The following is a 22774-nucleotide window of genomic DNA, read 5'->3' on the forward strand; positions in this document are numbered from 1 at the left end:
TCCCGGATGACCATCTCCATCCCCGCCGAACTCCTGCCGTCCGACGGGCGGTTCGGCTGCGGCCCGTCCAAGGTCCGCCCGGAGGCCCTCCGGGCGCTGGCCGCCGACGGCGCCGCGATCATGGGCACCTCGCACCGCCAGGCGCCGGTGAAGAACCTGGTCCGGTCGGTGCGCGAGGGGCTGCGCGAGCTGTTCGACGTGCCCGACGGCTACGAGGTGGTCCTCGGCAACGGCGGGACGACCGCCTTCTGGGACGCCGCGCTGTTCGGGCTCATCCGCGACCGCGCCGCCTTCGGCACCTACGGGGAGTTCTCCGCGAAGTTCGCCTCCGGCGCGAAGGAGGCCCCGTTCCTCGGTGAGCCGGTCATCGTCACGGCCGAGCCCGGCACGCTCGCCCTCCCGACCGCGCAGGACGGGGTCGACGCCTACGGCTGGGCGCACAACGAGACCTCCACCGGCGTCATGGCCCCGATCGAGCGGCCGACCGGAACCGACGACGCCCTGGTGCTCATCGACGCCACCTCGGGCGCCGGCGGCCTGCCGGTCGACGTGTCGCAGACCGACGTCTACTACTTCGCCCCGCAGAAGTCCTTCGCCGCCGACGGCGGGCTGTGGGTGGCCCTCATGTCGGCCGACGCCCTGGAGCGGATCGCGGAGATCAAGGCCTCCGGGCGCTGGATCCCCGGGTTCCTCGACCTGTCCATCGCGGTCGACAACTCCACCAAGGACCAGACCTACAACACCCCCGCCGTCGCGACGCTGTTCCTGCTGGACGACCAGATCCGGTGGCTGCTGTCGCTGGGCGGGCTGTCCGGCGCCGTCGCCCGCACGCGGGACTCGTCGAGCCGGCTGTACTCCTGGGCGGAGAAGTCGCCCTACGCGACGCCGTTCGTCAGTGACCCGGAGGAGCGCTCCTTCGTCGTCGGCACCATCGACTTCGCCGACTCCGTGGACGCCGCCGCGCTGGCGAAGACCCTGCGCGCCAACGGCGTGCTGGACGTCGAGCCGTACCGCAAGCTGGGGCGCAATCAGCTGCGCGTCGGCATGTTCCCCGCCGTCGAGCCCGACGACGTCTCCGCGCTCACCGCCTGCATCGACCACGTGGTCGAGCGTCTCTGACGCGTGGACGCCCGTAACCGCGGCGCCGCCGACCCGGACGGCCTGTTCGCCGCCGGTGGCGAGATGGGCCGGCTCATGGCCGGCTTCGACTGGGCGACCACCCCGGTCGGGCCGGTGGAGAACTGGTCGGCCAGCTTCCGGCACGCCGTCCGCATGGTGCTCGTCTCCCGCTTCCCCATGGTCCTCACCTGGGGTCCGGAGTACCTGCAGTTCTACAACGACGCCTACATCCCGCTCATCGGGGCGAAGCACCCCACCGCGCTGGGGCGGGACATCCGCGTCACCCAGTCGGAGAGCTGGGAGGCGCTGCGGCCCCCGATCGAGCACGCCATGTCGACCCTCGAGGCCTCCTGGCTCCCCGAGCTGCTCCTGCCGCTCGAGCGGGCGGGCTTCCGCGAGGAGACCTACTTCACCGTCTCGCACGCACCCGCGTTCGACGACGGGGGCGACGTGGCCGGCATGCACTGCGTCTGCACCGAGGTCACCGGGCGGGTGCTGGGCGCGCGTCGCCAGCGGCTCCTGCACGCCCTCGCGGCCACCGGCGGCCGGCTGGGTGAGGAACGCGCGACGGCGGCGGCGATGTGCGCCGCCCTGGACGGCGAGCCCGACGTCCCGTTCGCGGCCGTCTACCTCTCGGGCCCGGGCGAGTCCGGCTTCGGCCGGGTGGCTGCGGTGGGGTGCGATCCGGCGACGCTCCCGGACCGCGTCGACGCCGACACCGAGCTCGCTGCCGTGGCACCCCCGCCGGGAGTGACCGGTCGCCCGTTCGGCGACCCCGTGACCGGTGCGGTGGTCCTCCCGCTCACCACCACCCGGGACGGCTCACCGCTGGGGCTGCTCCTGCTCGGGACCAGTCCGAACCTGGCACTGGACGCCGAGTACCGCTCCTTCCACGAGCTGGTCGCGGCCCAGTTCGCGGGCGCCGTCGCCAACATCCGGGCCTTCGAGACCGAGCGGCTGCGCGCGGAGTCCCTGGCCGAGCTGGACCGCGCGAAGACGACGTTCTTCTCCGATGTCAGCCATGAGCTGCGCACCCCGCTCACGCTGCTCCTCGGTCCGATCGGCGACGTCCTGGCGGACACCGCCGAGCCGCTCTCCGCCGGGGCCCGCGAGGAGCTCGAGCTCGCCCTGCGCAACGGCCAGCGCCTGCAGCGGCTGGTCAACGACCTGCTCGACTTCGCCAGCATCGAGGCCGGCCGGGCGAACCCGGTCCGCGTCGAGACCGACGTGGCCACCTTCACCGCAGAGCTCGCCGGGATCTTCCGCGCCGCCGCCGAGCGGGCCGGGCAGCGGCTGACCGTCGACTGCCCACCGGTGGGGCAGCCCGCCTACGTCGATCCCCGCATGTGGGAGAAGATCGTCGTCAACCTGCTGGCCAACGCGGTGAAGTACACCTTCGTCGGCGGCATCGACGTCGCGCTGGACTCGGACGGGTTCGGCTTCCGGCTGACCGTCCGCGACACCGGGGTGGGCATCGTCGCCGACCAGCTGCCGCACCTGTTCGAGCGCTTCCACCGGGTCCCCGGGGCCACCGCACGCACCCGGGAGGGAACCGGCATCGGGCTGGCGCTCGTCCAGGAGCTCGCCGCGCTGCACGGCGGCACGGTCGCGGTGAGCAGCGAGCCGGGCGTGGGCAGCACGTTCACGGTGACGCTCCCCTACGGGGCCTCGGACGTCGGCACGGACGAGGAGCGCACCGCGGCGCATCCGTCCGACGCCGCGCTCGGGGAGGCCGCGAGCTGGGAACAGGACACCACGCGCCCCGGTGAACCGGCGGCCGCGCGCCCCTCCGGCGCCGACATCCTGGTCGTGGACGACAACGCCGACATGCGCAGCTACCTCGCCCGGCTGCTGGGCGCGCACTGGTCCGTGCGCACCACGGCCAACGGGGAGGAGGCGCTCCGGGCCGTCGGCGAGCGGCAGCCGGACGTCGTCCTCACCGACGTGATGATGCCCCGGGTGGACGGCTTCGAGCTGCTGCAGACCATCCGGTCGGACCCGGCGACCCGCCACATCCCGGTGATCATGCTGACCGCACGGGCCGGGCAGGAGGCCTCCGTCGAGGGCCTGGAGGCCGGCGCGGACGACTACCTGGCCAAGCCGTTCCGCGCCGACGAGCTCATCGCCCGGCTCCGGGCGCTGCTGGAACGCAGCACCGGTCGCACCGGTCCCATCACCCTCCCCGTGCTGACCGCCGGCCCGGACGACACCGCGCCCGTGCCCGCCCGGCCGGTCGTCCCCGCGCCTGCCGCGGAGGTCGCCCCCGCACCCGCGGCGGCCCCGTCCGCGCCCGCCGCGGCTCCTCCGCTCCCCCGCTCCCCGGCCGGAACCACCGCGCCGGAACAGCAGCTGGGCCGGTGGCGGCTACCGGCCGAGGCCGTCTCGGTGCCCCTGGTGCGGCGGGGGCTGCGCGCCGTGCTGCACGAGGCGGGCGTCGGGCCCGACCAGGCCTACGACCTCCTGCTGGCCGCCGGCGAGGCCGTGACGAACGCGATCGAGCACGCCCAGGACCCCACCGAACCGTTCGTCGACGTGGTCGTCTCGGTGCGCGGGGAGGTGCTGGAGATCCGGGTGCGGGACCACGGGCAGTGGCGCGAGCGGGTGCCGAGCATGGACCGAGGCCGCGGATCCACGCTGATGAGCGCCTTCGCCGACGTCACCGCCGTCCCCAGCCCCACGGGCACGACGGTGCTGATCAGCACCCGGGTGGGCTGAGCGCGGAGCCCGGCCTCAGGGCAGCAGCCAGGTGTCCTTGCTGCCGGCCACCGGCGCGCCCAGCTCCACCCGCGTCCACGGCGCCGGCAGCGCCCGGACACCGCCGCCGCTCGCGACGGAGAACACCCGGAGCCGGGCCCTCCGCGGGCGCAGCGCCCCGTCCACGAACGCCGGCAGGGTCGCCTCCTCGACGGGCTCCCGGGCGACGAACCGGTGCGGAGCCGCGTCGATCGCGGCTCCCAGCCGGGCCAGCTCCGCCGCACCGCAGGTACGGCCGTCGACGGCGTCCCGGCCCCCGTACCCGGCGACCTCCTCGACCGTGAGCTCGTGCAGCCGGCCGCGGACCTCGGCGAGCGCGGCCGGATCGGCCAGCACCCAGGTGCGGGGCGTCGGCAGCAGCGGCTGCTCGCCGAGGTAGAAGCCGATCATCGCCGGCACCCAGGCGAAGGTGGTGGCGTCGTCGGCCACGCCGTTGCCGGGCACGTTCGCCAGTCCCAGCCGCCCGGCCCGGACCGCTTCGGTGAGCTGCACGTCCAGCGGCTGGCCGACGGGCGTCCGGTAGGCGGCCAGGCCGCCCTCGTCGAACCGCCGGTACAGCACGTCGACCGGACGGCGCGCGCCGTCCACGGCGATCTCCAGCCCGCCGTCGGCCCGCGGCCAGAGGTCGCCGGTCCGCACCAGCGGCACGCCCAGGGCCTCGGCGAGCACGGCGTGCTCGAACCAGGAGGGGTCGGTCTCCCCTCCGCTGAGGACGGCCACCCGGGGCGGCCCGGGGCAGGCCGGTGGCGCGGCCTCGGCGAGGGCCTGGCGGAGCAACGTCAGCGCGGCAGCCGGGTGGCCGGGAGGGCCCGCCGCGAACAGCTCCGGGACGGCAGCGCGCAGGGACAGGCGATCCTCCACGGCGAAGCCGAGGCCCGCAGGGGTGCGCAGGTCGTCGGCGGTCACCATCCACCCGCCCTCGGCGGTGCGCACGAGGTCGACCGCGCCCACCGTCACCCGGGGCTGGCCCGGCCAGGCCTGGCCCACCGCACCCGGGTCGCGAGCCGGGTTGCGCACCACGGCCCACTCCGGGAGCACACCCGCGCGCACGATCTCCGGGGCGCGGTCCACGTCGCTCCGGCGTCGGCCCGCCGCACGGTAGGCGTCCGCGAGGAACGCGCCCAGGGCGCGGTGCCGCTGCTCCACGCCGGCTGCCAGCAGCCGCCACTCCTCGGCGGGGATCAGCCGGGGCAGCGGGTCGAGCACCACCGGATGACGCTCGTGTCGGCCGTCGCTCCAGCTGCCCAGCACCACGCCGCGGGCCGCGCGCACCGCGGCGAGGGACCGGGCGGCGGCAGCCAGACCGCCGGCGCCCAGCTCGGTCAGCACCGGCTCGAGGCCCGCGTAGCCCGGGCGCAACCGGCCCTCGGCGGTCACCGCCTCGTCGGTGGCGGGAGCGGGATAGCCGGCGAACAGCCCGCCGCTCACAGCCAGCGGTCGAACCAGGCGGTGACCCGGCCGCTCAGCTCGACGAGATGGTCGCGGCCCACCACCGTGTGACCTTCGCCCGGGAGCAGGAGCAGCTCGCAGGGGGCGTTCCCCCGCGCGGTCAGCTCCTGGTGCGCCTGGACCGACTCGGCGACCGGCACGTTCGTGTCGCGGTCACCGTGGGCGAGCAGCAGCGGCGCGGTCACCCGGTCCAGCGCGGTCATCGGCGAGATCGCCGCGAGCATGTCCCGGTCGGCGACCGGGTCGCCGTACTCGGTGACCGAGGCGGCCGCCATCCACGGTTCGGTGCCGGCGAAGAAGGTCCGCAGGTCGCTCATGCCGGCCAGCGTCGCACCGGCGGCGAACAGATCGGGCCACCGGGTCAGCGCGACCAGCGTCAGGTAGCCGCCGTAGGACCAGCCGTGCGCGCCGATCCGCCCGGGAGCGGCGATGCCTGCGGTGACCAGCTCGTCGACCGTCGTCCGCACGTCCTCGAAGGAGGACTCGCGTCCGTCGACGTCGTCGGAGGTCATGAACGCGCGGCCCGATCCTCCCGAGCCGCGCACGTTCGGCGCGAAGACGGTGAAGCCCGCGGCGACCAGGCACTGCGCCAGGGGGTTGAAGGCCGGCCGTTCCTGACCCTCGGGGCCGCCGTGGAAGCTGACGACCGTCCGGTTCGGCGCCTGCGCGTCGCGCGGCGTGTAGAGCCAGCCCGACAGCGGCATGCCGTCGGGAGCGCGGTAGTCGTGGCGCTCGGGCAGCACCATGCGCGCGGCGGGGCGTGGGACCGAGAGGGGCAGCGGCACGGCCGGCTGCTCCCCGTCGAGACGTACCCGCCACAGCGCGCGCGGCGTCGTCGGCCCGGTCAGCTCCGCGACCATCGCGCGGCCGTCGGCCGCCAGCGACCAGCCGGGCAGCACGGCGTCGGGCAGCGGGACCCGGCGCACGAGCGCTCCGTCGGCGAGCGCGTGCACGGACAGCTCCGTGACACCGCCGGCGTTCCAGACCGCGAGCAGGGTGCCGTCGGGGCGCAGCGCGTAGCCGTCGAGGTCGGCGTCGGCGCGGTACAGCACCGTCCGCCCCCGACCCAACGGACCCTCGGGGCCCAGCGGGACCTCGACGAGGCCGGCCCGGTCGGCCAGCAGCGGCCCGGGCAGCGAGGCGCGGAGGTAGACCGAGCACCCGTCCACGGCGAAGCGGCCGTCCTCGGAGGCGACGCCGCCGGGGGCGTCGGGCCGGAGGACGGGTCGCTGCACGCCCGTGGCGACGTCGACGGCGACCACGTGGCGGTACCCGCGCGCGCCGCGGCGGGCCAGCAGGGTCCGGCCGTCCGCGGAGAGCGCGGTGACGGAGAGGAAGCCGCCGCGGGCCAGCGTCCGGAGCATGCCGGTCGCGACGTCGACGAGGACCACGTCGGCACCCGGCCCGGCGCCGTCGGCGATCGAGCAGACGTAGCGGCCGGGGCTCGCCCAGAACCCGGCGAACACCGTCGCGCGGGGGTCCTCCCCCGCCACGAGGCGGGCGTCGCTGCCGTCGGGCCGCACGACGTGCAGCTCGGCGCAGATGGAGCCGCCCGGGCTGACCAGGTAGGCGAGCCAGGCGCCGTCGGGTGACCAGGCGACCGACACCACCTCCTGCGCCGGCTGCGACAGGACCCGGGGCGGCGCCCCGCCGTCGACGGCGGCCACCTCGAGACGCGGGGTCCCCGAGCGATCGGTCACGTAGGCGACGTGCCGGCCGTCCGGCGACAGCGCCGGGCACCAGGCGCCGGCGGCACCGGCGATCTGTTCGACGGTGGACCGCAGCTCCACGGGCAGGGGCGGAGCTGCCTGTGCGGCCGCGTCCTGGAACCTCGCGGGCGCGGCGGGCACCAGATCGGTCATGGGGCTGGCCATCGCACCTCCTCGGCTCTCGTTCGTGCATTCCTGGGCGGAACGCGAGCGGCAGGATTCCACGCCGTCCGCCCGCCCCGGCCCTCCCGGTGCCGGACGGGCTGCGCGCCGCCGCCACGCCTCCCAGCCGCCCCTTCCGTCACAGGGCGCGCCCCACTGTGCCGAGCACGTGTTTCCAGGAGATGTCTCCACGTGGGCGATCGGGACGCGCCGCTCCGGGCGCGCCTGCGGGGCGCCGGGGGCGGGCGCCGATAACCTCGGCCCCGTCTCTCTCCGGACCCCGACCGCTCACGCCTTCCAGGAGGTCGCCCGTGCGCACGCTGCGCCTCGTGGGGCTCTCCGACGACGGCTCGAGACTGCTGCTGGTCGCGGACACCGAGGACGGCGAGGAACGGTTCTCGCTGCCGGTGGACGACCGCGTCCGCGCCGCCGCCCGCGGGGACTCCCGCCGGCTCACCCAGATCGACGTCGACCTGGGCACCGAGCTGCCGCCGCGGGTGATCCAGTCCCGCATCCGGGCCGGCGAGACACCCGAGCAGGTCGCCGCCGCCTCCGGGACGCGCGTGGAGCGGATCATGCGCTTCGCCCATCCCGTGCTGCAGGAACGCGAGCGGGTCGCCGAGCAGGCCCGCGAGGCACGGGTGCGGCTCACCGAGAGCACCCCGGGCACCACGCTGCAGCAGTTCATGACCGAGCGCCTGCGGCTGATCGACGCCGACATCGAGGCCGTCACCTGGGACGCCTACCGCAGTGACACCGGCGCCTGGGTGGTGTGCGGTGAGTGGCGGGCCGGCGACAAGTCCGGCACCGCCCGCTGGACCTTCGACCTGCCCTCGCGCACCGTCGCCCCGCTCGACGCCGTCACGACCGACTTCGCCGAGGGGACCCGCCTGGTCCGCGTCGTCCCCGACGTGCCCACCGGGCCGCCGCCGGCACCGGTCCAGCCCGCGCGGCCGGTGTCCGTCGTGCGCGAGGAACCCCGGCCGGCCCCGGCACCCGAGCCGCCCGTCGCGCACGACGACCTCCCCGTGCGCGACGTCCACCCGGCCAGCGGCTCCCCGGACGACACCCGCTCGGTGGACCTCCTCCTCGACGAGATCGCCGACCACGACACGGTCGTCCTCGGCCGCCCCGGTGAGGACCTCGACTCGGACGACCCCCGCGCCCGCATCCCGGCGTGGGAGGACATCGTCTTCGGGGTGCGGCGCAACCGCTGACCGAGGGCGAAAGTCGGTCGCTCCTGTCGGTGGCCCGGCCTAGCCTCGATCCGCCATGGACGACGCCGCTGCCCCCGCACCCGAGGACCGGGGCCGGCTCTCCGCGCTGCTCCGGCTGTGGCCCTACGCCCGGCCCTACCGGGGCCTGATCGCGGCCACGTTCGCCGCAGCGCTGCTCGCCACCCTCACCCAGCTGGCCGTCCCGCTGATCTTCGCCGCCGTCGTGGACGGGCCCATCGCCGAGGGCGACCGCGCGGGACTGGTGCCGCTGGTGGGCCTGGCGCTCCTCTTCGGCATCGCCGAGGCGGCGTTCTTCTTCGTCCGCCGCTGGGCGATGAACCGCAGCTGCCTGCAGATCGAGCGCGACCTGCGCGATGCCCTGTACCAGCGCCTGCAGCGGCTGCCGGTGGCCTTCCACGACCGGTGGGCCTCGGGGCAGCTGCTGTCCCGCGCGACCAGCGACATGTCCACCGTCCGCCGCTTCGTGGGCTTCGCCGCGGTGTTCCTGGTCGTCAACCTGATCACCTGCGTGATCGTCGCGGTCCTGCTGCTGGTCACGTACTGGCCGCTGGGCCTCGCGGTGCTGCTCACCACGGTGCCGCTGACCGTGCTGGGGCAGCGCTGGGAACGGCGCTACAACGTCCAGTCCCGCCGGGTGCAGGACGAGCAGGGCGAGCTGGCGACCGAGGTCGAGGAGTCCGTGCAGGGCATCCGCGTGGTCAAGTCGCTGGGCCGGGGCAGGCTGGTGTTCGACCGGTACGACGCGAAGGCGCGCCGGCTGCGGCGGCTGGAACTGGACAAGGTCCGCACGCTCGCGCTGCTGTGGTGCGTCTTCGAGCTGCACCCGCAGGTGACGCTGGCGCTGATCCTGGTCGGCGGGGCGCTCGCGGTGGGCAGCGGCGCCCTCACCATCGGCGGGCTGGTCGCGTTCGTGGCCCTGTTCACCGTGCTGCTCTGGCCGATCCTGTCGCTGGGCTTCCTCTTCGCCTTCGCCCAGGAGACCGCCAGCGCCTGCGACCGCATCGGCGAGCTGCTGGACGAGCCGCTCACCGTCACCGACCGGCCCGGGGTGACGCCGCAGACCGTGGGCTCACCGGCCCGGCTGGCCTTCGAGGGCGTCGGCTTCACCCATCCCGGCTCCAGCACCCCGATCCTCTCGGGCGTCCACCTCACCCTGGAGCCGGGCGAGACCCTCGCGCTGGTGGGGGCCACCGGATCCGGCAAGACCACGCTCAGCTCGCTGGTCGCACGTCTGCAGGACGTCAGCGCCGGACGCGTCACCCTCGACGGCATCGACGTGCGCGACCTACCGCTGGCCCAGCTGCGCGGCATCGTCGCCACCGCCTTCGAGGAGGCGACGCTGTTCTCGATGAGCGTCCGGGAGAACCTGACGCTCGGGCGGCCCGACACCACCGACGCCGACCTCGACGAGGCCGTGCGGGTGGCCCAGGCGGAGTTCGTGCACGACCTGCCCTGGGGCCTGGACACCCGCATCGGCGAGCAGGGCCTGTCGCTGTCCGGCGGCCAGCGGCAGCGGCTGGCGCTGGCCCGGGCCGTGCTGGGACGCCCGTCGGTCCTGGTGCTCGACGACCCCCTGTCGGCCCTCGACGTGCACACCGAGGCACTCGTCGAGCGTGCGCTGCGCGACGTGCTGGTGGGCACCACCGCGCTGGTCGTGGCGCACCGCCCCTCCACCGTGCTGCTGGCCGACCGGGTGGCGCTGCTGGCCGGGGGCCGGATCGCCGCCGTCGGCACGCATTCGGAGCTGCTGGCCTCCGAGCCGACCTACCGCGACCTGCTGGCGCAGGAGAGCGACCTGCTGGAGACCCTGTCGTGACCGCCGACCAGACGGTCCCCGACCAGGCGATCCCCGACCAGGCCTGGCGGGGGGTCGCCACCGAGGAGTCCGACGAGCTGTCCGCCGGCGCCGGGCTGTTCCTGCGCGCCCGCTCCCGGCGGCTGCTGGGCGCACTGCTCCGGCCGCACCGCCGGTCGCTGTGGTGGCTGCTCGCGACGATCGTCGGGCAGAACGCCGCCTGGCTCGCCGGGCCGCTGCTCGTCGGCCTGGGCATCGACGTCGCCGTCCCGGCGCTGATCGACGGCGACGCGGAGCCGCTGATCTGGATCACCGCGGCGATGCTGGTCGCGGCCGTGCTCGACACCGTGCTGCGGTTCGTCTTCCTCACCCGCTCCGGGCGGGTCGGCCAGGAGGTGCTGCTGACCCTGCGGCGGCGGGTGTTCACCCACGTGCAGGTGCTGCCGCTGTCCTTCCACGAGCGGTACACCTCCGGCAAGACGATCAGCCGGCTGACCAGCGACGTCGAGGCGCTGGCCGAACTCCTCGACGAGGGTCTGGACGGGCTGCTCACCGCGCTGTTCAGCGTGCTGTCCATCGGGATCGTGCTGGTGGTCCTCGACGTGCCGCTGGGCCTGACCGCGCTGCTCGGGTTCCCGGCACTGTTCTGGGTGGCCCGCTGGTTCCAGCGCAACTCCACCGCGGCCTACCGGCGCACCCGCGAGACGATCGCCGCGCTGATCGTCCAGTTCACCGAGACCTTCGGTGGGATCCGGGCGGTGCAGGCCTTCCGCCGCGAGCCGCGCAACGACGAGCTGTACGCCGCCCTCAACGACGACAACCGGCAGGCGCACCACCGGGCCTTCTGGCTGATCGCCGTCTTCGTCCCAGCGGTGACCTTGATCGGGAACCTGGTCACCGCCGCCGTCCTGGGCTACGGAGCGCTGCGCGTGATGGACGGCGCACTGGCGGTCGGGACGCTGGTGTCCTTCCTGCTCTACCTGCGGCGCTTCTTCGACCCGCTGCAGGACATCGCGATGTTCTACAACAGCTACCAGTCGGCCACCGCCGCGCTCGAGAAGCTCTCCGGGGTGCTCGAGGAGCGTCCCAGCGTGCCCGAGCCCACCGATCCGGTGCCGCTGCCGGCCTCCGCGGGCGGGCTGACCTTCGACGGTGTCCGGTTCGGGTACGGCGACACCACCGTGCTGCCCGGGCTCGACCTCGAGCTCCCGCCCGGCCAGACCGTCGCGCTGGTCGGCACCACCGGCGCGGGCAAGTCCACCCTCGCCCGCCTGGCGGCCCGCTTCTACGACCCGGACGACGGCGAGATCCGGCTGGACGGCGTACCGCTGGACCGGCTGGGCGACGCGGACCTGCGGCGGGCCGTCGTGATGGTGACGCAGGAGAGCTTCCTGTTCTCCGGCAGCATCGCCGACAACATCGCCTTCGGCCGGCCGGGTGCCGACCGCACGGAGATCGAGACCGCCGCTCGGGCCATCGGGGCGCACCCCTTCATCGCCGCCCTGCCCGAGGGCTACGACACCGAGGTGAACAAGCGCGGGGGCCGGCTGTCGGCCGGGCAGCGGCAGCTGGTCAGCTTCGCCCGGGCCTTCCTGGCCGACCCCGCCGTGCTGATCCTGGACGAGGCCACCAGCTCGCTGGACGTCCCCAGCGAACGGCTGGTGCAGCACGCCCTGCGCACCCTGCTCGCGGACCGGACCGCGTTGATCATCGCCCACCGGCTATCCACCGTCGAGATCGCCGACCGGGTGCTGGTCATGGAGGGCGGGCGGATCGTGGAGGACGGGGCCCCAGCCGAGCTCGTGGGCGGCACCGGCCGCTTCGCCGCGCTGCACCAGGCCTGGGCCGACAGCCTGGTCTGAGGGGAACAGCCCCGCCGGGTGGGTAGTTGACCCGGTATGAGTGCTTCTGTGTCGATGCCGCTGGGCGGCGTCCAGGTCGGTTCCTATGACAGCTACGAGCGCGCACAGGCCGCCGTCGATCACCTCTCCGACGAGAAGTTCCCCGTCGAGAACGTCACGATCATCGGGTCGGACCTGCGGCAGGTGGAGAAGGTGCTCGGCCGGATGACGACCGGCCGGGCGATCGCCGCCGGAGCGGCCGGCGGCGCCTGGTGGGGTCTGTTCGTCGGGCTGCTGCTCGGCATCTTCAGCGTCGACGGCACCGGCTGGATCGGGTCGGTGCTCACCGGTCTGCTGGTGGGTCTGGCGTTCGGTGCGCTCTTCGGCTGGATGGGCTACGCGGCCACCCAGGGCAAGCGTGACTTCACCAGCACGAGCACCATCGTCGCCGGGCGCTACGACGTGATGTGCCAGCCCGCCCACGCCGAGCAGGCCCGCGAGGTCCTCGCGAGGTTCGCCCTCCGCTTCTAGAAGGACCCCGTCCTCCCCACCCTTCGCAAGCTCAGGGCGGGACCCGGGACGGGGCCGACGGCGGGGCCCTGCGAGGGGGCCGTCACCGCAGCGTGGCGAAGGCGACGGCAGCGGCGGCGGCCACGCCGAGGGAGTCGACACCGGACCGCATCGGGATGCGTGCGCGCACCCGGGCGGCCCGCTGTGCCTCCGGGGTGAGCCCGGGGCCCTCCGCGCCGAGCAGGACCGCGGTCCGCGTGTGCTCCCGGGGGTCGACCTCGGTCAGGTCCACCGCGTCGTCGGCCGGGGTCAGGGCCACGGTGAGGTAACCCGCGTCGTGCAGCCGGTCCAGCCCCGCGGGCCAGTCGGGCAGCACGGCGAACGGCAGCGTCAGCACGTGCCCCATGGAGACGCGCACCGACCGCCGGTAGAGCGGGTCGGCGCACCGGGGGTCCAGCAGCAGCCCCTCGATGCCCAGCGCCACGGCCGACCGGGCGATCGAGCCCAGGTTCTCGTGGTCGTTGAGCCCCTCCAGGATGGCCAGCCGGCGGGGCGCCGCGGGGTCGGCGCCCCTCAGCAGCGCGTCGAGGTCCGCCGGCGGCAGGCGGTCGGCCGACGCCAGCGCTCCGCGGGTCAAGCGGAAGCCGATGACCTCCGACAGCACCCACTTGTCGGCCACGTAGACGGCGACGTCGTCGGGCAGGTCGAGGTCCTCGACCCGGCCTGGCACCCCGAACACCGCACGCAGGGGGTACGGCGAGAGCAGCAACCGCTCGACCGCCGCGGTGCCCTCGACGATGACCGGGCCGGTGCCCCGCGGTGTCCCGGCGGGGCGGTCCCCCGCCTTGAGGTCGCGGAAGTCGGCCACCCGCGGGTCGCCGGGATCGGTGATGGTCACGGGCACCCGGAGGATTCTGCCGGGTGGGCGCCGACGAGCCGCAGCCCCCAGGATCGGGCCCATGGGTCTCCCGCGCGCACCCCTGACCGTCGTGGGTGCCGGCATCGCCGGCCTGGCCTGCGCCCGCGCCCTCCAGGACGCAGGCCGCGACGTCGAGGTGCTGGACCGCGGGCGCGCCCCCGGAGGGCGGCTGTCCTCGCGCACCGTGCGAGGACGCCCGGTCGACCTCGGCGCCTCGTACCTGACGGCCGGTGAGGGGTCTCCCTTCGCCGACGTGGTGGCCGACTGGGTCGACCGCGGGCTGGCGCGCCCCTGGACGGACACCTTCGCGCTGGTCGGGCCGGAAGGATTCCGCGAGTGGAAATCCGGGCCGCTGCGCTACGGCACTCCCGGCGGATCGCGCAGCCTGGCGGCCGATCTCGCCACCGGCCTGACCGTCCGGCCGGGCACCACCGTGCGCGAGGTGACCGCTGGACCTGCCGTGGACGGTCGGCCGGTGCCGGCTGTCGCCCTGGCCATGCCGGGACCACAGGCGGCGCGGCTGCTGGACCCGGCCGGCCAGGCGGGCGGCCTGGCCGTCACGGAGACCTGGCACCCGGCGCTGGCGGTGGTCCTCGGCTGGGCGGAGCGGCGGTGGCCGGCCGACCTGCACGGCGCCTTCGTGCACGACGACCCCGCGGTGGAGTGGATCGCCGACGACGGCGACCGACGCGGTGACTCCGCTCCGGTGCTGGTCGCGCACACGACGGCCGGCCTGGCCACCGAGCACCTCGAGGACCCGGCCGCGGCGGTGCCGGCGGTGGTGGCGGCGGTCCGGTCCGCCCTGGGCATCGACGAGGAGCCCGCATGGACCGAGGTGCAGCGCTGGACCTTCGCCCGGCCGGCCGCGCCACGGGAGGAGCCCTTCGGCCTGGTCGACGGCATCGGTCTGTGCGGGGACGGCTGGCACGCACCGGCCAAGGTGGAGAACGCCTGGCGGTCGGGCACCGCGCTCGGCCGTGCGCTGTCCCCATGACCCCCGGGGCGTCCGGCCACCCGTGCGAGGGAGGCCGCCGTCCAGCAGCCGTGAGCCCGTGCCGATGGAGCGGGCGTGACCCAGAGAGCGGACGCCGGTGCCGCAGCCGGACGTCCCCGATGGGGCGTGTTCACGCGTCTGGCCCTCGGCATGACCGCGCTGGGCATCGCCGTGGGAGCGGTGTTCCCCTGGTTCGCCGAGCTGCTCGCCGTGCCGACCGAGTACTCGCGCGCCACCACCTTCCGCCTCGCCTGCCTGGGCGCGGGCATCGCCCTGGGCGCAGCCAACTGGCTGCTCGCCCGGCACGTCATCGGGCGACGGCTCCAGCTGCTCGCGACCCGGCTGACCGACGTCGCCGATGCCGTGGGCACTCCCCTGGGCACGAACGGGGTGGCCGGCCCGACCGACGCGGACCTCACGCTGCCCCCGGGCGCTCCGGACGACCTGGGCCGCACGGCCGCCGCCTTCAACGCCATGCTCGGCGCCCTCGACCGGGAACGCCGGTTCCGGTCGGTCGTGCACGGGACGAGCGACACCATCTTCCTGATCGACGACGGCGGCCAGGTCTCCTTCGTCTCCGACTCCGTCGAGGGCCTGCTCGGCCGGCGCCCGGCAGAGCTCGTGGGCGCCGGAGCGCGGCATCTGGCCCACCCCGACGACATCGCCCCCATCGCGCCCGGCCCGGCCGGCGCGGACCGGAGGATCCCGGGCGCCTTCGTCGTCCGCGTGCGCCACGGCGACGGCAGCTGGCGGCACCTGGAGATGACGACCTCCGACCGGCGCAGCGACCCGGTGATCGGTGGCCTGCTGCTGACCGCCCGCGACGTCACCGACCGGATCGAGCTGCAGGAACGCCTGGCCTACCAGGCCACCCACGACGAGTTGACCGCCCTCCCCAACCGGGCCGCGGTGCTGGCCCGTGGAGCCGAGCTGCTCGCCGACCGGCGCGGGTCGGAGCGGGTCGCCGTGCTCCTGCTCGACCTCGACGGCTTCAAGGAGGTCAACGACACGCTGGGACACGCCTTCGGCGATCGGCTGCTCGCCCAGGTCGGTCCCCGGCTGCGGCCGCAGGTGCGGGACGTGGACATCGTCGCCCGCCTGGGCGGCGACGAATTCCTCCTCCTGCTCCCCGACACGACCGCCGAGGGCGCCCGGGCTGCGGCGGAACGGGTCCGCGCGGCCGTTCGCGAACCGTTCCTGGTCGACGAGCTGACCCTCGCCGTGGACGGCAGCATCGGTGTCGCGATCTCCGGGACGGGCCCGGCCGACGTCGACTCGCTGCTGCGCCAGGCCGACGTCGCCATGTACACCGCCAAGGGCAGGCGGAGCGGGGTCGAGGTCTACGACGCGGACGCCGACGCCCGGGAGAACCGGATCCCGACGCCCCGTTGACGACGGCGATCGAACTCATCTAGCGTTGAGTTCATCAGCCGTTGAATTGAGGAGCCGTCATGGACGCCGTCGTCGTCCGGGATCTGGTGGTCGACCGCGGCCGCCGCCGCGTGCTGCACGGGCTGGTGTTCAGCGTTCCGCCGGGTCAGGTCACCGGCCTGCTCGGACCGAGCGGGAGCGGCAAGAGCACGCTGATGCGGGCGCTGGTCGGGGTGCAGCGCGTCCGCGCCGGCGAGGTCACCGTGCTCGGGGAGCCGGCCGGCTCGCCGGGACTGCGGACCCGCGTCGGGTACGTCACCCAGGCGCCCAGCGTCTACGCCGACCTCACCGTGCGGGAGAACGCCCGCTACTTCGCCGCGCTGTACGGCCGCGGGGCCCGGGCCGCCGACGCCGCGGTGGCCGACGTCGGGCTCGCCGACGCGTCGCACCAGCTGGTCGCCGACCTGTCCGGCGGCCAGCGCGGCCGGGCCTCACTGGCGTGCGCACTGGTCGGCGAGCCGGAACTGCTGGTGCTCGACGAGCCGACCGTCGGGCTCGACCCGGTGCTCCGCGTGGAGCTGTGGGAGCGGTTCGCGGCGCTGGCCGCCGGCGGCACCACCCTGGTCGTCTCCAGCCACGTGATGGACGAGGCCGCCCGCTGCGACCGCCTGCTCCTGCTCCGCGACGGCGACCTGCTCGCCGACACCACCCCGGCCCGGCTGCGCGCCGACGGCCGCTCCGACGACCTGGAGCAGGCCTTCTTGACCCTGGTCCGCGTCTCGGAGGGAGTCCGGGCATGACCACCGCGACGGCACTCCGGGTGCTCCGCCAGCTGCGCCACGACCCGCGCACGATCGCCATGCTCCTGGTCGTGCCGAGCCTGCTGCTCGGCCTGCTGTACCTGCTGTGGCAGGACCTGCCGACGCCACCCGGCCAGGTCAGCACGTTCGACCGGGTCGGCCTGACCATGCTCGGGATCTTCCCGTTCGTGGTCATGTTCCTGGTGACCAGCATCGCCATGCTGCGGGAGCGCACCTCGGGCACGCTGGAACGGCTGCTCACCACTCCCCTGTCGCGGCCGGCGCTGCTCGCCGGGTACGGCTGCGCCTTCGGCCTGGCCGCCGCCGTCCAGGCCCTGGTCACCGTCGGGGTGGCGACGACGGTCTACGACCTGGAGGTGGCCGGGTCGCTCGCCCTCGTCGTGCTCATCGCGGTGGTCACCGCCGTCCTGGGGGTGGCGCTGGGACTGCTGGCCAGCGCCTTCGCCCGCAGCGAGTTCCAGGCGGTGCAGTTCATGCCGGTGATCGTGCTGCCCCAGTTCTTCCTCTGCGGTCTCCTCGTGCCGCGCGAGCAGATGGCCGGGTGGCTGCAGGCGGTCAGCGACGCCCTCCCGCTGACCTACGCGGTGGACGCGCTGCAGGAGGTGGGACGCTCGACCGAGCCGACCGGCACCATGTGGGTCGACGTCGCCGTCGTGGCGGGAGCGGCCGTGCTGGCCCTCGCGCTGGCAGCCGGCACCCTGCGGAGGAGGACCAGCTGAGCAGCGCGCCCGGCACTGGCGGTACCCGGCGGTCCGGACGGCGCCCCGGCAACCCCGCCACCCGCGAGGCGGTGCTCGCCGCGGCCCGATCCGCGTTCGCGGAGCGCGGGTTCGACGGCGCCACGATCCGCGGCATCGCCGGCGAGGCGGGCGTGGACCCGGCGCTGGTGCACCACTACTTCGGCAGCAAGGACCAGCTCTTCCTCGCCGCGATCGAGGCCCCCGCCGACCCGGCCGACCTGCTCCCCCAGCTGCTGGCCGGAGGGCAGGACCAGCTCGGCGAGGGCGTGGTCCGCCTGCTCCTCACCGTGTGGGACGGGCCGATGCAGCCCGCCGGCCTGGCCCTGGTCCGCTCGGCGGTCGGGAACGAGTGGGGGGCGAAGCTGCTGCGCGAGTTCCTGGTGACCCAGGTGCTGCGCCGCGTCGTGGGCGCGCTGGACCTGCCGCCGCGCGAGGCGGAGGTCCGCGGAGCGCTCGTCGCCTCGCAGCTCATCGGTCTGGTGATGGGTCGCTACGTGCTGCAGATCGAGCCGCTGGCCACCAGCGACCCCGAGGCCCTGGTGGCGGCCCTCGGCCCCACCGTGCAGCGCTACCTCACCGGGGAGGTGGCGCTGCCCGCGTGACCCCGGGTCAGCGGCCGCGGGAGAGCCGGGCGATCTGGCGGGCCTGGACGACCAGCCGGCCCTCGGAGTCCCAGATGGTGCAGTCCTCGTCGATCCAGCCGCCGGCGATCTGGCTGGCCCGCGCCTCGGCGAGGCACCAGCCCGGCGCCGGCATCGCGCGGACCAGCACCTGCAGCTGCACCGTCGGTGCCCAGCCGCGCTGGCCGATCGCGAAGCCCAGCGGCGGCAGGACGTCGGCGAAGGTGAGCAGACCCAGCGGGTCGGCGGGCCGGCCGTCGACGAACCGGATCCAGGCGCGCAGCACGGGCTCGTCCGAGGGCTCGCCGACCGTCCACCCGGCCGTGGCGGGGTCGAGCCGGCTGTCGACGTGCCGGCTCAGGCCGGGCCGCTTGCCGGGGTCGGGGTTCAGGCGGGCGGACAGGTCCACGCATTCGTCCGGCGGCGGGATGACCGGCATCGGCGCGTTCACGTACTCCGGGGTCTCGTCCCCGAGGGTGGCCGTGGTGGCCTGGACGACGATCGAGGGACCGGCGCCCTCGCCGGAGAGCGTCACGACGGAGTGCGCGAGCGTGCGCCCGGCGGCGCCCGGGGTCACCTCGAGGGTGGCGGTGCCGGCCGGGGTGGGGCGGATGTAGCTGGCCGCCACCGCGACGGGGTGCGGGTGGGGGCTCTCGGACACCGCGGCCCGGGCGGCCACCGACAGCAGGTAGCCGCCGTTCAGGATGCCGCCGCCGACCTGCCAGGTCTGGTCGAGCTCGGCGAGCAGCGCACCGCCCTCGCCCCGTCGCACCGCGGTCGCGGTGTCGAAGTCGTAGGTCGGCTGGGCGTCGTCAGTCTGCGGCACGCATCACAGAGTGCCAGGGTGGCCGGCATGGACTACAAGCACCTCGGCCGCAGCGGCCTGACGGTCTCCCGCCTGTGCCTCGGCACGATGAACTTCGGCTCGCGGACCGAGGAATCCGCCTCGCACGAGATCATGGACCGGGCCCTGGCCGAAGGCGTGAACTTCTTCGACACCGCCAACGTGTACGGCGGCGAGGCCGGCAAGGGCCGCACGGAGGAGGTCGTGGGCAGCTGGTTCGCCCAGGACGGGGAGCGCCGCGAGAAGACGGTCCTGGCCACCAAGGTCTACGGCAACATGACCGACTGGCCCAACGACACGTTCCTCTCCGCCCGCAACATCGTGCGCGCGTGCGACGCCTCGCTGCGCCGGCTGCAGACCGACTGGATCGACCTCTACCAGTTCCACCACGTCGACCTCCGCTCGCCGTGGGAGGAGATCTGGCAGGCCTGCGAGACGCTGGTGGCGCAGGGCAAGGTGCTCTACGTCGGCTCGTCGAACCACGCCGCGTGGCAGATCGCCGCGGCCAACGAGGCCGCGGCCCGGCGGCACTTCCAGGGCCTGGTGAGCGAGCAGTCGCACTACAACCTGCTCACCCGGCACGTCGAGCTCGAGGTGCTACCGGCCGCGTCGCACTACGGCGTCGGCATCATCCCGTGGAGCCCGCTGGCCGGCGGCCTGCTGGCCGGTGTCCTGGAGAAGACGGAAGGCGGGCGCCGCAACGACGAGCGCACCCAGAAGCGGGTCGAGAAGCTGCGGCCCCAGCTCGAGCAGTACGAGGCGTTCTGCCGCGAGATCGGCGCTGCGCCGGCCGACGTCGGCGTCGCCTGGCTGCTGCACCAGAAGGGGGTCACCGCCCCGATCATCGGGCCGCGGACGATGGAGCAGTTCGAGGGCGCCCTGGCGGCCCTGCAGCTCCAGCTGACCGACGACCAGCTGGGCCGGCTCGACGAGATCTTCCCCGGCTACCGTGCCGCCCCGATGGAGTACGCCTGGTAAGAGGACCCCCTGCCCCCCACCGCTCGCAGGCTCGCGGCGGGCCCCTGCAGGGGGCCGGTCAGGCGAGTGACCAGGTCGTCAGCCGCCCGTAGAGGGGGGCGCCCAGCCGGCTCTCGAGCAGTAGCACCTCGCCGACCGGCCAGGCGGGCCCGCGGTAGCCCGCCAGCCGGTCGGTCAGGGTGCCGTCCGCCGGCTGCCCGGGGCGCCACCGGCCCAGGGTGAGGTGCGGCCGGAACGGACGGTCCTCGACCGGCAGCTCCAGCCCGCGGGCGACCTCGCCGAGCCGGGCGGCCAGCTCGGTCAGCGGGGCGACGTCGCCGTCCAGCCCGGCCCAGGCCACGGAGGGACGGCGGACCGGGCCGAAGCGTCCGGCGTGCGCCAGCCGCAGCCGCATCGGTGGCGTCGCGGCGACCGCGGGCGCCGCACGCGCGGCCAGGTCGGGCAGCACGTCGCGGGGTACGGCCCCGAGGAAGAGCAGGGTGAGATGCCAGCGCGCCGGATCGGTCCAGCGCGGCGCCCCGGGCAGGGCGTGCACCGGTTCCAGCGCGGCCTGCAGGTGCGTGCGCGCCGCCGCCGGCGGATCGACGGCGAAGAAGAGCCGGGCCGGGCGGGCGGGGTTCAGCCGCCCACCGCCAGGCCGGCCGCCTCCAGCGCGGCGAGCAGCCGGAGCCGCTCGGCGTCCCGCGCCCGCCCCGGCGGTTCGGCGGGCAGCGTGTGCGGCACGCCGAGCATCGTCGCGGCCTCCATCAGCACGTCGTCGCAGGCCGCCTGCAGGCCACGCCGCCGCGCCATCGGCGCACCGGCCGGGACGAGCGCCAGCTGACGGCGCAGCCGGCGGACGTCGGCGGCCACCGCCTGGAGCGGGCGCCGGTCCAGGGGTCCTGCGCTGCGTGCCCGGCGACGGGCGGCGCGCTCGGCCAGCCAGCGCTCGGTCGGGCCGAACCCGACCACGACGGCGCAGAGCGCGGCGAAGGGGATCCCGAGCAGAAGGAGCGAGCCGGTCATGGCATCTCCGGGCCGTGTCGGACGGACCCTCCCGACGGTACCCGGCGTCGCGCCCTTCCGGGCGGCGATCAGCCGGCCGGAGGGGTGGACTGCACGCCGGGCACCTCGGCCGCGGTCGCCTCCCGTGCGGCACGCGCGTCCGGCGGCAGGACGGCCCGCTGGCCCACGCGCAGCCGCACCCAGGGCGGCTGCCGGCCGGCCTGCAGCCGCACCGACCGGCCGCGGGCGAGGACGACCCCGGCCAGCGCGGCAGCCAGCACCACGACTCCCCCGCCGAGGATCAGGCCCCACCGCGGGCCGAGGTGCTCGGCGATGACGCCGATCAGCGGAGCCCCGAGCGGCGTCCCGCCCATGAAGCACATGAAGTACAGCGCCATGACCCGGCCGCGCATCTGCGGGTCCACGCCCAGCTGCACGAAGCTGTTGTTGGCGACGCTGAACACCAGTGCCGCAGCACCCGTGGGCACCAGCAGCACGCCGAACCAGAAGTACCCCGGCATCAGGCCGGTGACCACGGTGAGCACGCCGAAGACCAGCGCGGACCCGATCAGGAAGCGCTGCCTCGGCCGGCGGCTGCGCCGGGTGGAGAGCAGGGCTCCGCTCAGCGAGCCGACGGCGAACACCGTGGCGAGCAGACCGAAGGCCTCGGCGCCCAGCCCGAACTCGGCACGCGCCATCAGGGCGATGGTGATCTGGTAGTTGAAGCCGAAGGTGCCGACGACGAACGCCAGGCCCATGGCCAGCACCAGGTCGCGGTGCGCCCAGGCGTAGGCCGCCCCCGCGCGCAGCTGCCCCTTGCCGCGCGCCACCCGGTCACTGGGGCGCAGCTCGTCGGCCCGCATGGAGCCCAGCGCCAGGATGGTGAACGCGAAGCTGGCCGCGTTGACGAAGAAGGCGGGGGCGGTGTTGCCCGAGGACAGGCCGATGAGCAGCCCGGCGACCGACGGGCCGACGAGCCGCGCGCCGTTGAAGATCGTCGAGTTGAGGCTCACGGCATTGGTGAGCAGCTCCGGTCCGACCATCTCCGAGACGAAGGACTGCCGGACGGGGGCGTCGATCGCCGCGGCGGCGCCCAGCCCGCTGGCCAGCACGAACACGTGCCAGAGGGCCACCGCGTCGGTGGCCACCAGCAGGGCCAGCACCAGCGCCAGCATGCCCATGCAGGCCTGGGAGATCTGGAGCAGCCGGCGCTTGGGGTAGCGGTCGGCGAGCAGCCCCCCGTACGGGCTCAGCAGCACCGTGGGGGCGAACTGCAGGGCGGTGATGAGCCCGAGGGCGACGCCGCTGTCGTCGGTGAGCTGCAGCACCAGCCAGTCCTGGCCGATGCGCTGCATCCACGTGCCGGTCTGGCTGACCAGGTTGGCCGAGGCGTACCGCCGGTAGTTGCGCACCCGCAGTGCGCGGAACATGCCCCCACCCGCCGGCTGCTCCGCGGTGCTCCGGTCGGTGCTGGTCGCGGTCACCCGCCGGCCAGCTTGTCGATGATCCCGGCCGCCTCGCGGAGCACGGCCCGCTCCTCGGGGTCGAGCTGCTGCAGCTGCCCGGACAGCCACGCCTCCCGGGCCCGCGCCTCGGTCGCCAGCATGTCCTCGGCCGCGCGGGTGAGACCGATGACCACCTGCCGCCCGTCGGTGGGGTGCGGGGTGCGGGTGACCAGCCCCTTGCCCTCCAGCGCGACGACGACCCTCGTCATCGACGGCGGCTGGACGCGCTCGTGGGCGGCCAGCTCCCCCGGGCTCATGGGCCCGTGCCGCTTGAGCGTGGACAGCGCCGAGACCTGGGTCAGCGTCACCGAGGTGTCCAGCCGCTGGGACCGCAGCCGGCGCGAGAATCGCATGACCGCCAGTCGGAGGTCGTGCGCCAGCGCCGCGGTGTCCAGCGTCGTCCGGGTCACATAGTTAGCTT

At 74.9% G+C, this 22774-nt stretch carries 20 protein-coding genes; 12 read left to right on the forward strand and 8 right to left on the reverse strand.

Annotated features, from left to right (window positions below):
• Nucleotides 1–6 precede the first annotated feature (6 nt).
• The gene (serC, locus tag RM425_RS07655; protein WP_311344598.1) at nt 7–1119 is read left to right on the forward strand and encodes a phosphoserine transaminase; all 1113 of its coding nucleotides are present in this window, start codon (nt 7–9) and stop codon (nt 1117–1119) included.
• A gap of 3 nt (nt 1120–1122) precedes the next feature.
• Nucleotides 1123–3834: an ATP-binding protein gene (locus RM425_RS07660; RefSeq protein ID WP_311344599.1), complete on the forward strand. Its 2712-nt coding sequence runs from the start codon at nt 1123–1125 to the stop codon at nt 3832–3834.
• Nucleotides 3835–3849: 15 nt separating this feature from the next.
• Here the strand turns inward: RM425_RS07660 and RM425_RS07665 are convergent, their stop codons facing one another.
• Nucleotides 3850–5301 carry a circularly permuted type 2 ATP-grasp protein gene (locus tag RM425_RS07665; protein ID WP_311344600.1) on the reverse strand — a complete coding sequence of 484 codons (1452 nt, stop codon included), beginning with the start codon at nt 5299–5301 and terminating at the stop codon, nt 3850–3852.
• A complete protein-coding gene (locus tag RM425_RS07670) occupies nt 5298–7196 on the reverse strand; it encodes a S9 family peptidase (protein WP_311344601.1) in 1899 nt (632 codons plus the stop codon). The genes RM425_RS07665 and RM425_RS07670 overlap by 4 nt, the downstream gene beginning before the upstream one ends.
• A gap of 308 nt (nt 7197–7504) precedes the next feature.
• Here RM425_RS07670 and sepH point away from each other — a divergent pair, with 308 nt between their 5' ends.
• Genes sepH through RM425_RS07690 form a run of 4 tightly spaced genes read left to right on the forward strand, consistent with a single transcriptional unit; the run spans nt 7505 to nt 12598 of the window.
• Nucleotides 7505–8410 carry a septation protein SepH gene (gene sepH, locus RM425_RS07675; RefSeq protein ID WP_311344602.1) on the forward strand — a complete coding sequence of 302 codons (906 nt, stop codon included), beginning with the start codon at nt 7505–7507 and terminating at the stop codon, nt 8408–8410.
• Nucleotides 8411–8465: 55 nt separating this feature from the next.
• A complete protein-coding gene (locus RM425_RS07680; protein ID WP_311344603.1) occupies nt 8466–10247 on the forward strand; it encodes an ABC transporter ATP-binding protein in 1782 nt (593 codons plus the stop codon).
• Nucleotides 10244–12088, forward strand: a complete 1845-nt coding sequence (locus RM425_RS07685) for an ABC transporter ATP-binding protein (RefSeq protein ID WP_311344604.1) — start codon at nt 10244–10246, stop codon at nt 12086–12088. The genes RM425_RS07680 and RM425_RS07685 overlap by 4 nt, the downstream gene beginning before the upstream one ends.
• 36 nt (nt 12089–12124) lie before the next feature.
• Complete coding sequence (locus tag RM425_RS07690; RefSeq protein WP_311344605.1) at nt 12125–12598, forward strand: general stress protein; 474 nt, start codon at nt 12125–12127, stop codon at nt 12596–12598.
• A gap of 82 nt (nt 12599–12680) precedes the next feature.
• Here the strand turns inward: RM425_RS07690 and RM425_RS07695 are convergent, their stop codons facing one another.
• Nucleotides 12681–13481: a TrmH family RNA methyltransferase gene (locus tag RM425_RS07695; RefSeq protein WP_311344606.1), complete on the reverse strand. Its 801-nt coding sequence runs from the start codon at nt 13479–13481 to the stop codon at nt 12681–12683.
• 55 nt (nt 13482–13536) lie between these two features.
• Between RM425_RS07695 and RM425_RS07700 the strand changes: the two genes are divergently transcribed.
• From RM425_RS07700 to RM425_RS07720, 5 genes are all read left to right on the forward strand, one after another.
• Entirely contained in the window at nt 13537–14490 is a 954-nt protein-coding gene (locus RM425_RS07700) for an NAD(P)/FAD-dependent oxidoreductase (protein WP_311344607.1), read from the forward strand.
• A 75-nt stretch (nt 14491–14565) separates the two neighbouring features.
• The gene (locus RM425_RS07705; RefSeq protein ID WP_311344608.1) at nt 14566–15882 is read left to right on the forward strand and encodes a sensor domain-containing diguanylate cyclase; all 1317 of its coding nucleotides are present in this window, start codon (nt 14566–14568) and stop codon (nt 15880–15882) included.
• Between the two features lie 59 nt (nt 15883–15941).
• The gene (locus RM425_RS07710; RefSeq protein WP_311344609.1) at nt 15942–16661 is read left to right on the forward strand and encodes an ABC transporter ATP-binding protein; all 720 of its coding nucleotides are present in this window, start codon (nt 15942–15944) and stop codon (nt 16659–16661) included.
• Nucleotides 16658–17401: an ABC transporter permease gene (locus RM425_RS07715; protein WP_311344610.1), complete on the forward strand. Its 744-nt coding sequence runs from the start codon at nt 16658–16660 to the stop codon at nt 17399–17401. Before RM425_RS07710 ends, RM425_RS07715 begins: the two co-directional genes overlap by 4 nt.
• A 71-nt stretch (nt 17402–17472) precedes the next feature.
• A complete protein-coding gene (locus RM425_RS07720) occupies nt 17473–18024 on the forward strand; it encodes a TetR/AcrR family transcriptional regulator (RefSeq protein ID WP_311344611.1) in 552 nt (183 codons plus the stop codon).
• 7 nt (nt 18025–18031) lie between these two features.
• Here RM425_RS07720 and RM425_RS07725 read toward each other — a convergent pair whose 3' ends face one another.
• Complete coding sequence (locus RM425_RS07725) at nt 18032–18868, reverse strand: thioesterase family protein (RefSeq protein WP_311344612.1); 837 nt, start codon at nt 18866–18868, stop codon at nt 18032–18034.
• A gap of 27 nt (nt 18869–18895) precedes the next feature.
• Here RM425_RS07725 and RM425_RS07730 point away from each other — a divergent pair, with 27 nt between their 5' ends.
• Nucleotides 18896–19864 carry an aldo/keto reductase gene (locus RM425_RS07730; protein WP_311344703.1) on the forward strand — a complete coding sequence of 323 codons (969 nt, stop codon included), beginning with the start codon at nt 18896–18898 and terminating at the stop codon, nt 19862–19864.
• A 58-nt stretch (nt 19865–19922) separates the two neighbouring features.
• Here the strand turns inward: RM425_RS07730 and thpR are convergent, their stop codons facing one another.
• The 4 genes from thpR to RM425_RS07750 form a co-directional block, all read right to left on the reverse strand.
• Nucleotides 19923–20486, reverse strand: a complete 564-nt coding sequence (gene thpR / locus RM425_RS07735) for an RNA 2',3'-cyclic phosphodiesterase (protein WP_311344704.1) — start codon at nt 20484–20486, stop codon at nt 19923–19925.
• The gene (locus tag RM425_RS07740; protein WP_311344708.1) at nt 20483–20869 is read right to left on the reverse strand and encodes a hypothetical protein; all 387 of its coding nucleotides are present in this window, start codon (nt 20867–20869) and stop codon (nt 20483–20485) included. Before RM425_RS07740 ends, thpR begins: the two co-directional genes overlap by 4 nt.
• A 68-nt stretch (nt 20870–20937) precedes the next feature.
• Entirely contained in the window at nt 20938–22332 is a 1395-nt protein-coding gene (locus RM425_RS07745; protein WP_311344613.1) for an MFS transporter, read from the reverse strand.
• A complete protein-coding gene (locus tag RM425_RS07750; protein WP_311344614.1) occupies nt 22329–22763 on the reverse strand; it encodes a MarR family winged helix-turn-helix transcriptional regulator in 435 nt (144 codons plus the stop codon). The genes RM425_RS07745 and RM425_RS07750 overlap by 4 nt, the downstream gene beginning before the upstream one ends.
• Nucleotides 22764–22774 lie beyond the last annotated feature (11 nt).

It is taken from the genome of Blastococcus goldschmidtiae (assembly GCF_031845325.1).
GTDB classification, from domain to species: Bacteria; Actinomycetota; Actinomycetes; order Mycobacteriales; family Geodermatophilaceae; genus Blastococcus; species Blastococcus goldschmidtiae.

What these genes read in the sequence shown, in the direction of transcription:
- RM425_RS07730 (WP_311344703.1), top strand. Translation starts at nt 18,896, where the DNA reads ATGGACTACAAGCACCTCGGCCGCAGCGGCCTGACGGTCTCCCGCCTG.
- RM425_RS07680 (WP_311344603.1), top strand. Translation starts at nt 8,466, where the DNA reads ATGGACGACGCCGCTGCCCCCGCACCCGAGGACCGGGGCCGGCTCTCC.
- RM425_RS07700 (WP_311344607.1), top strand. Translation starts at nt 13,537, where the DNA reads ATGGGTCTCCCGCGCGCACCCCTGACCGTCGTGGGTGCCGGCATCGCC.
- RM425_RS07740 (WP_311344708.1), bottom strand. Translation starts at nt 20,869, where the DNA reads ATGACCGGCTCGCTCCTTCTGCTCGGGATCCCCTTCGCCGCGCTCTGC.
- RM425_RS07670 (WP_311344601.1), bottom strand. Translation starts at nt 7,196, where the DNA reads ATGGCCAGCCCCATGACCGATCTGGTGCCCGCCGCGCCCGCGAGGTTC.
- RM425_RS07690 (WP_311344605.1), top strand. Translation starts at nt 12,125, where the DNA reads ATGAGTGCTTCTGTGTCGATGCCGCTGGGCGGCGTCCAGGTCGGTTCC.
- serC (WP_311344598.1), top strand. Translation starts at nt 7, where the DNA reads ATGACCATCTCCATCCCCGCCGAACTCCTGCCGTCCGACGGGCGGTTC.
- RM425_RS07715 (WP_311344610.1), top strand. Translation starts at nt 16,658, where the DNA reads ATGACCACCGCGACGGCACTCCGGGTGCTCCGCCAGCTGCGCCACGAC.
- RM425_RS07710 (WP_311344609.1), top strand. Translation starts at nt 15,942, where the DNA reads ATGGACGCCGTCGTCGTCCGGGATCTGGTGGTCGACCGCGGCCGCCGC.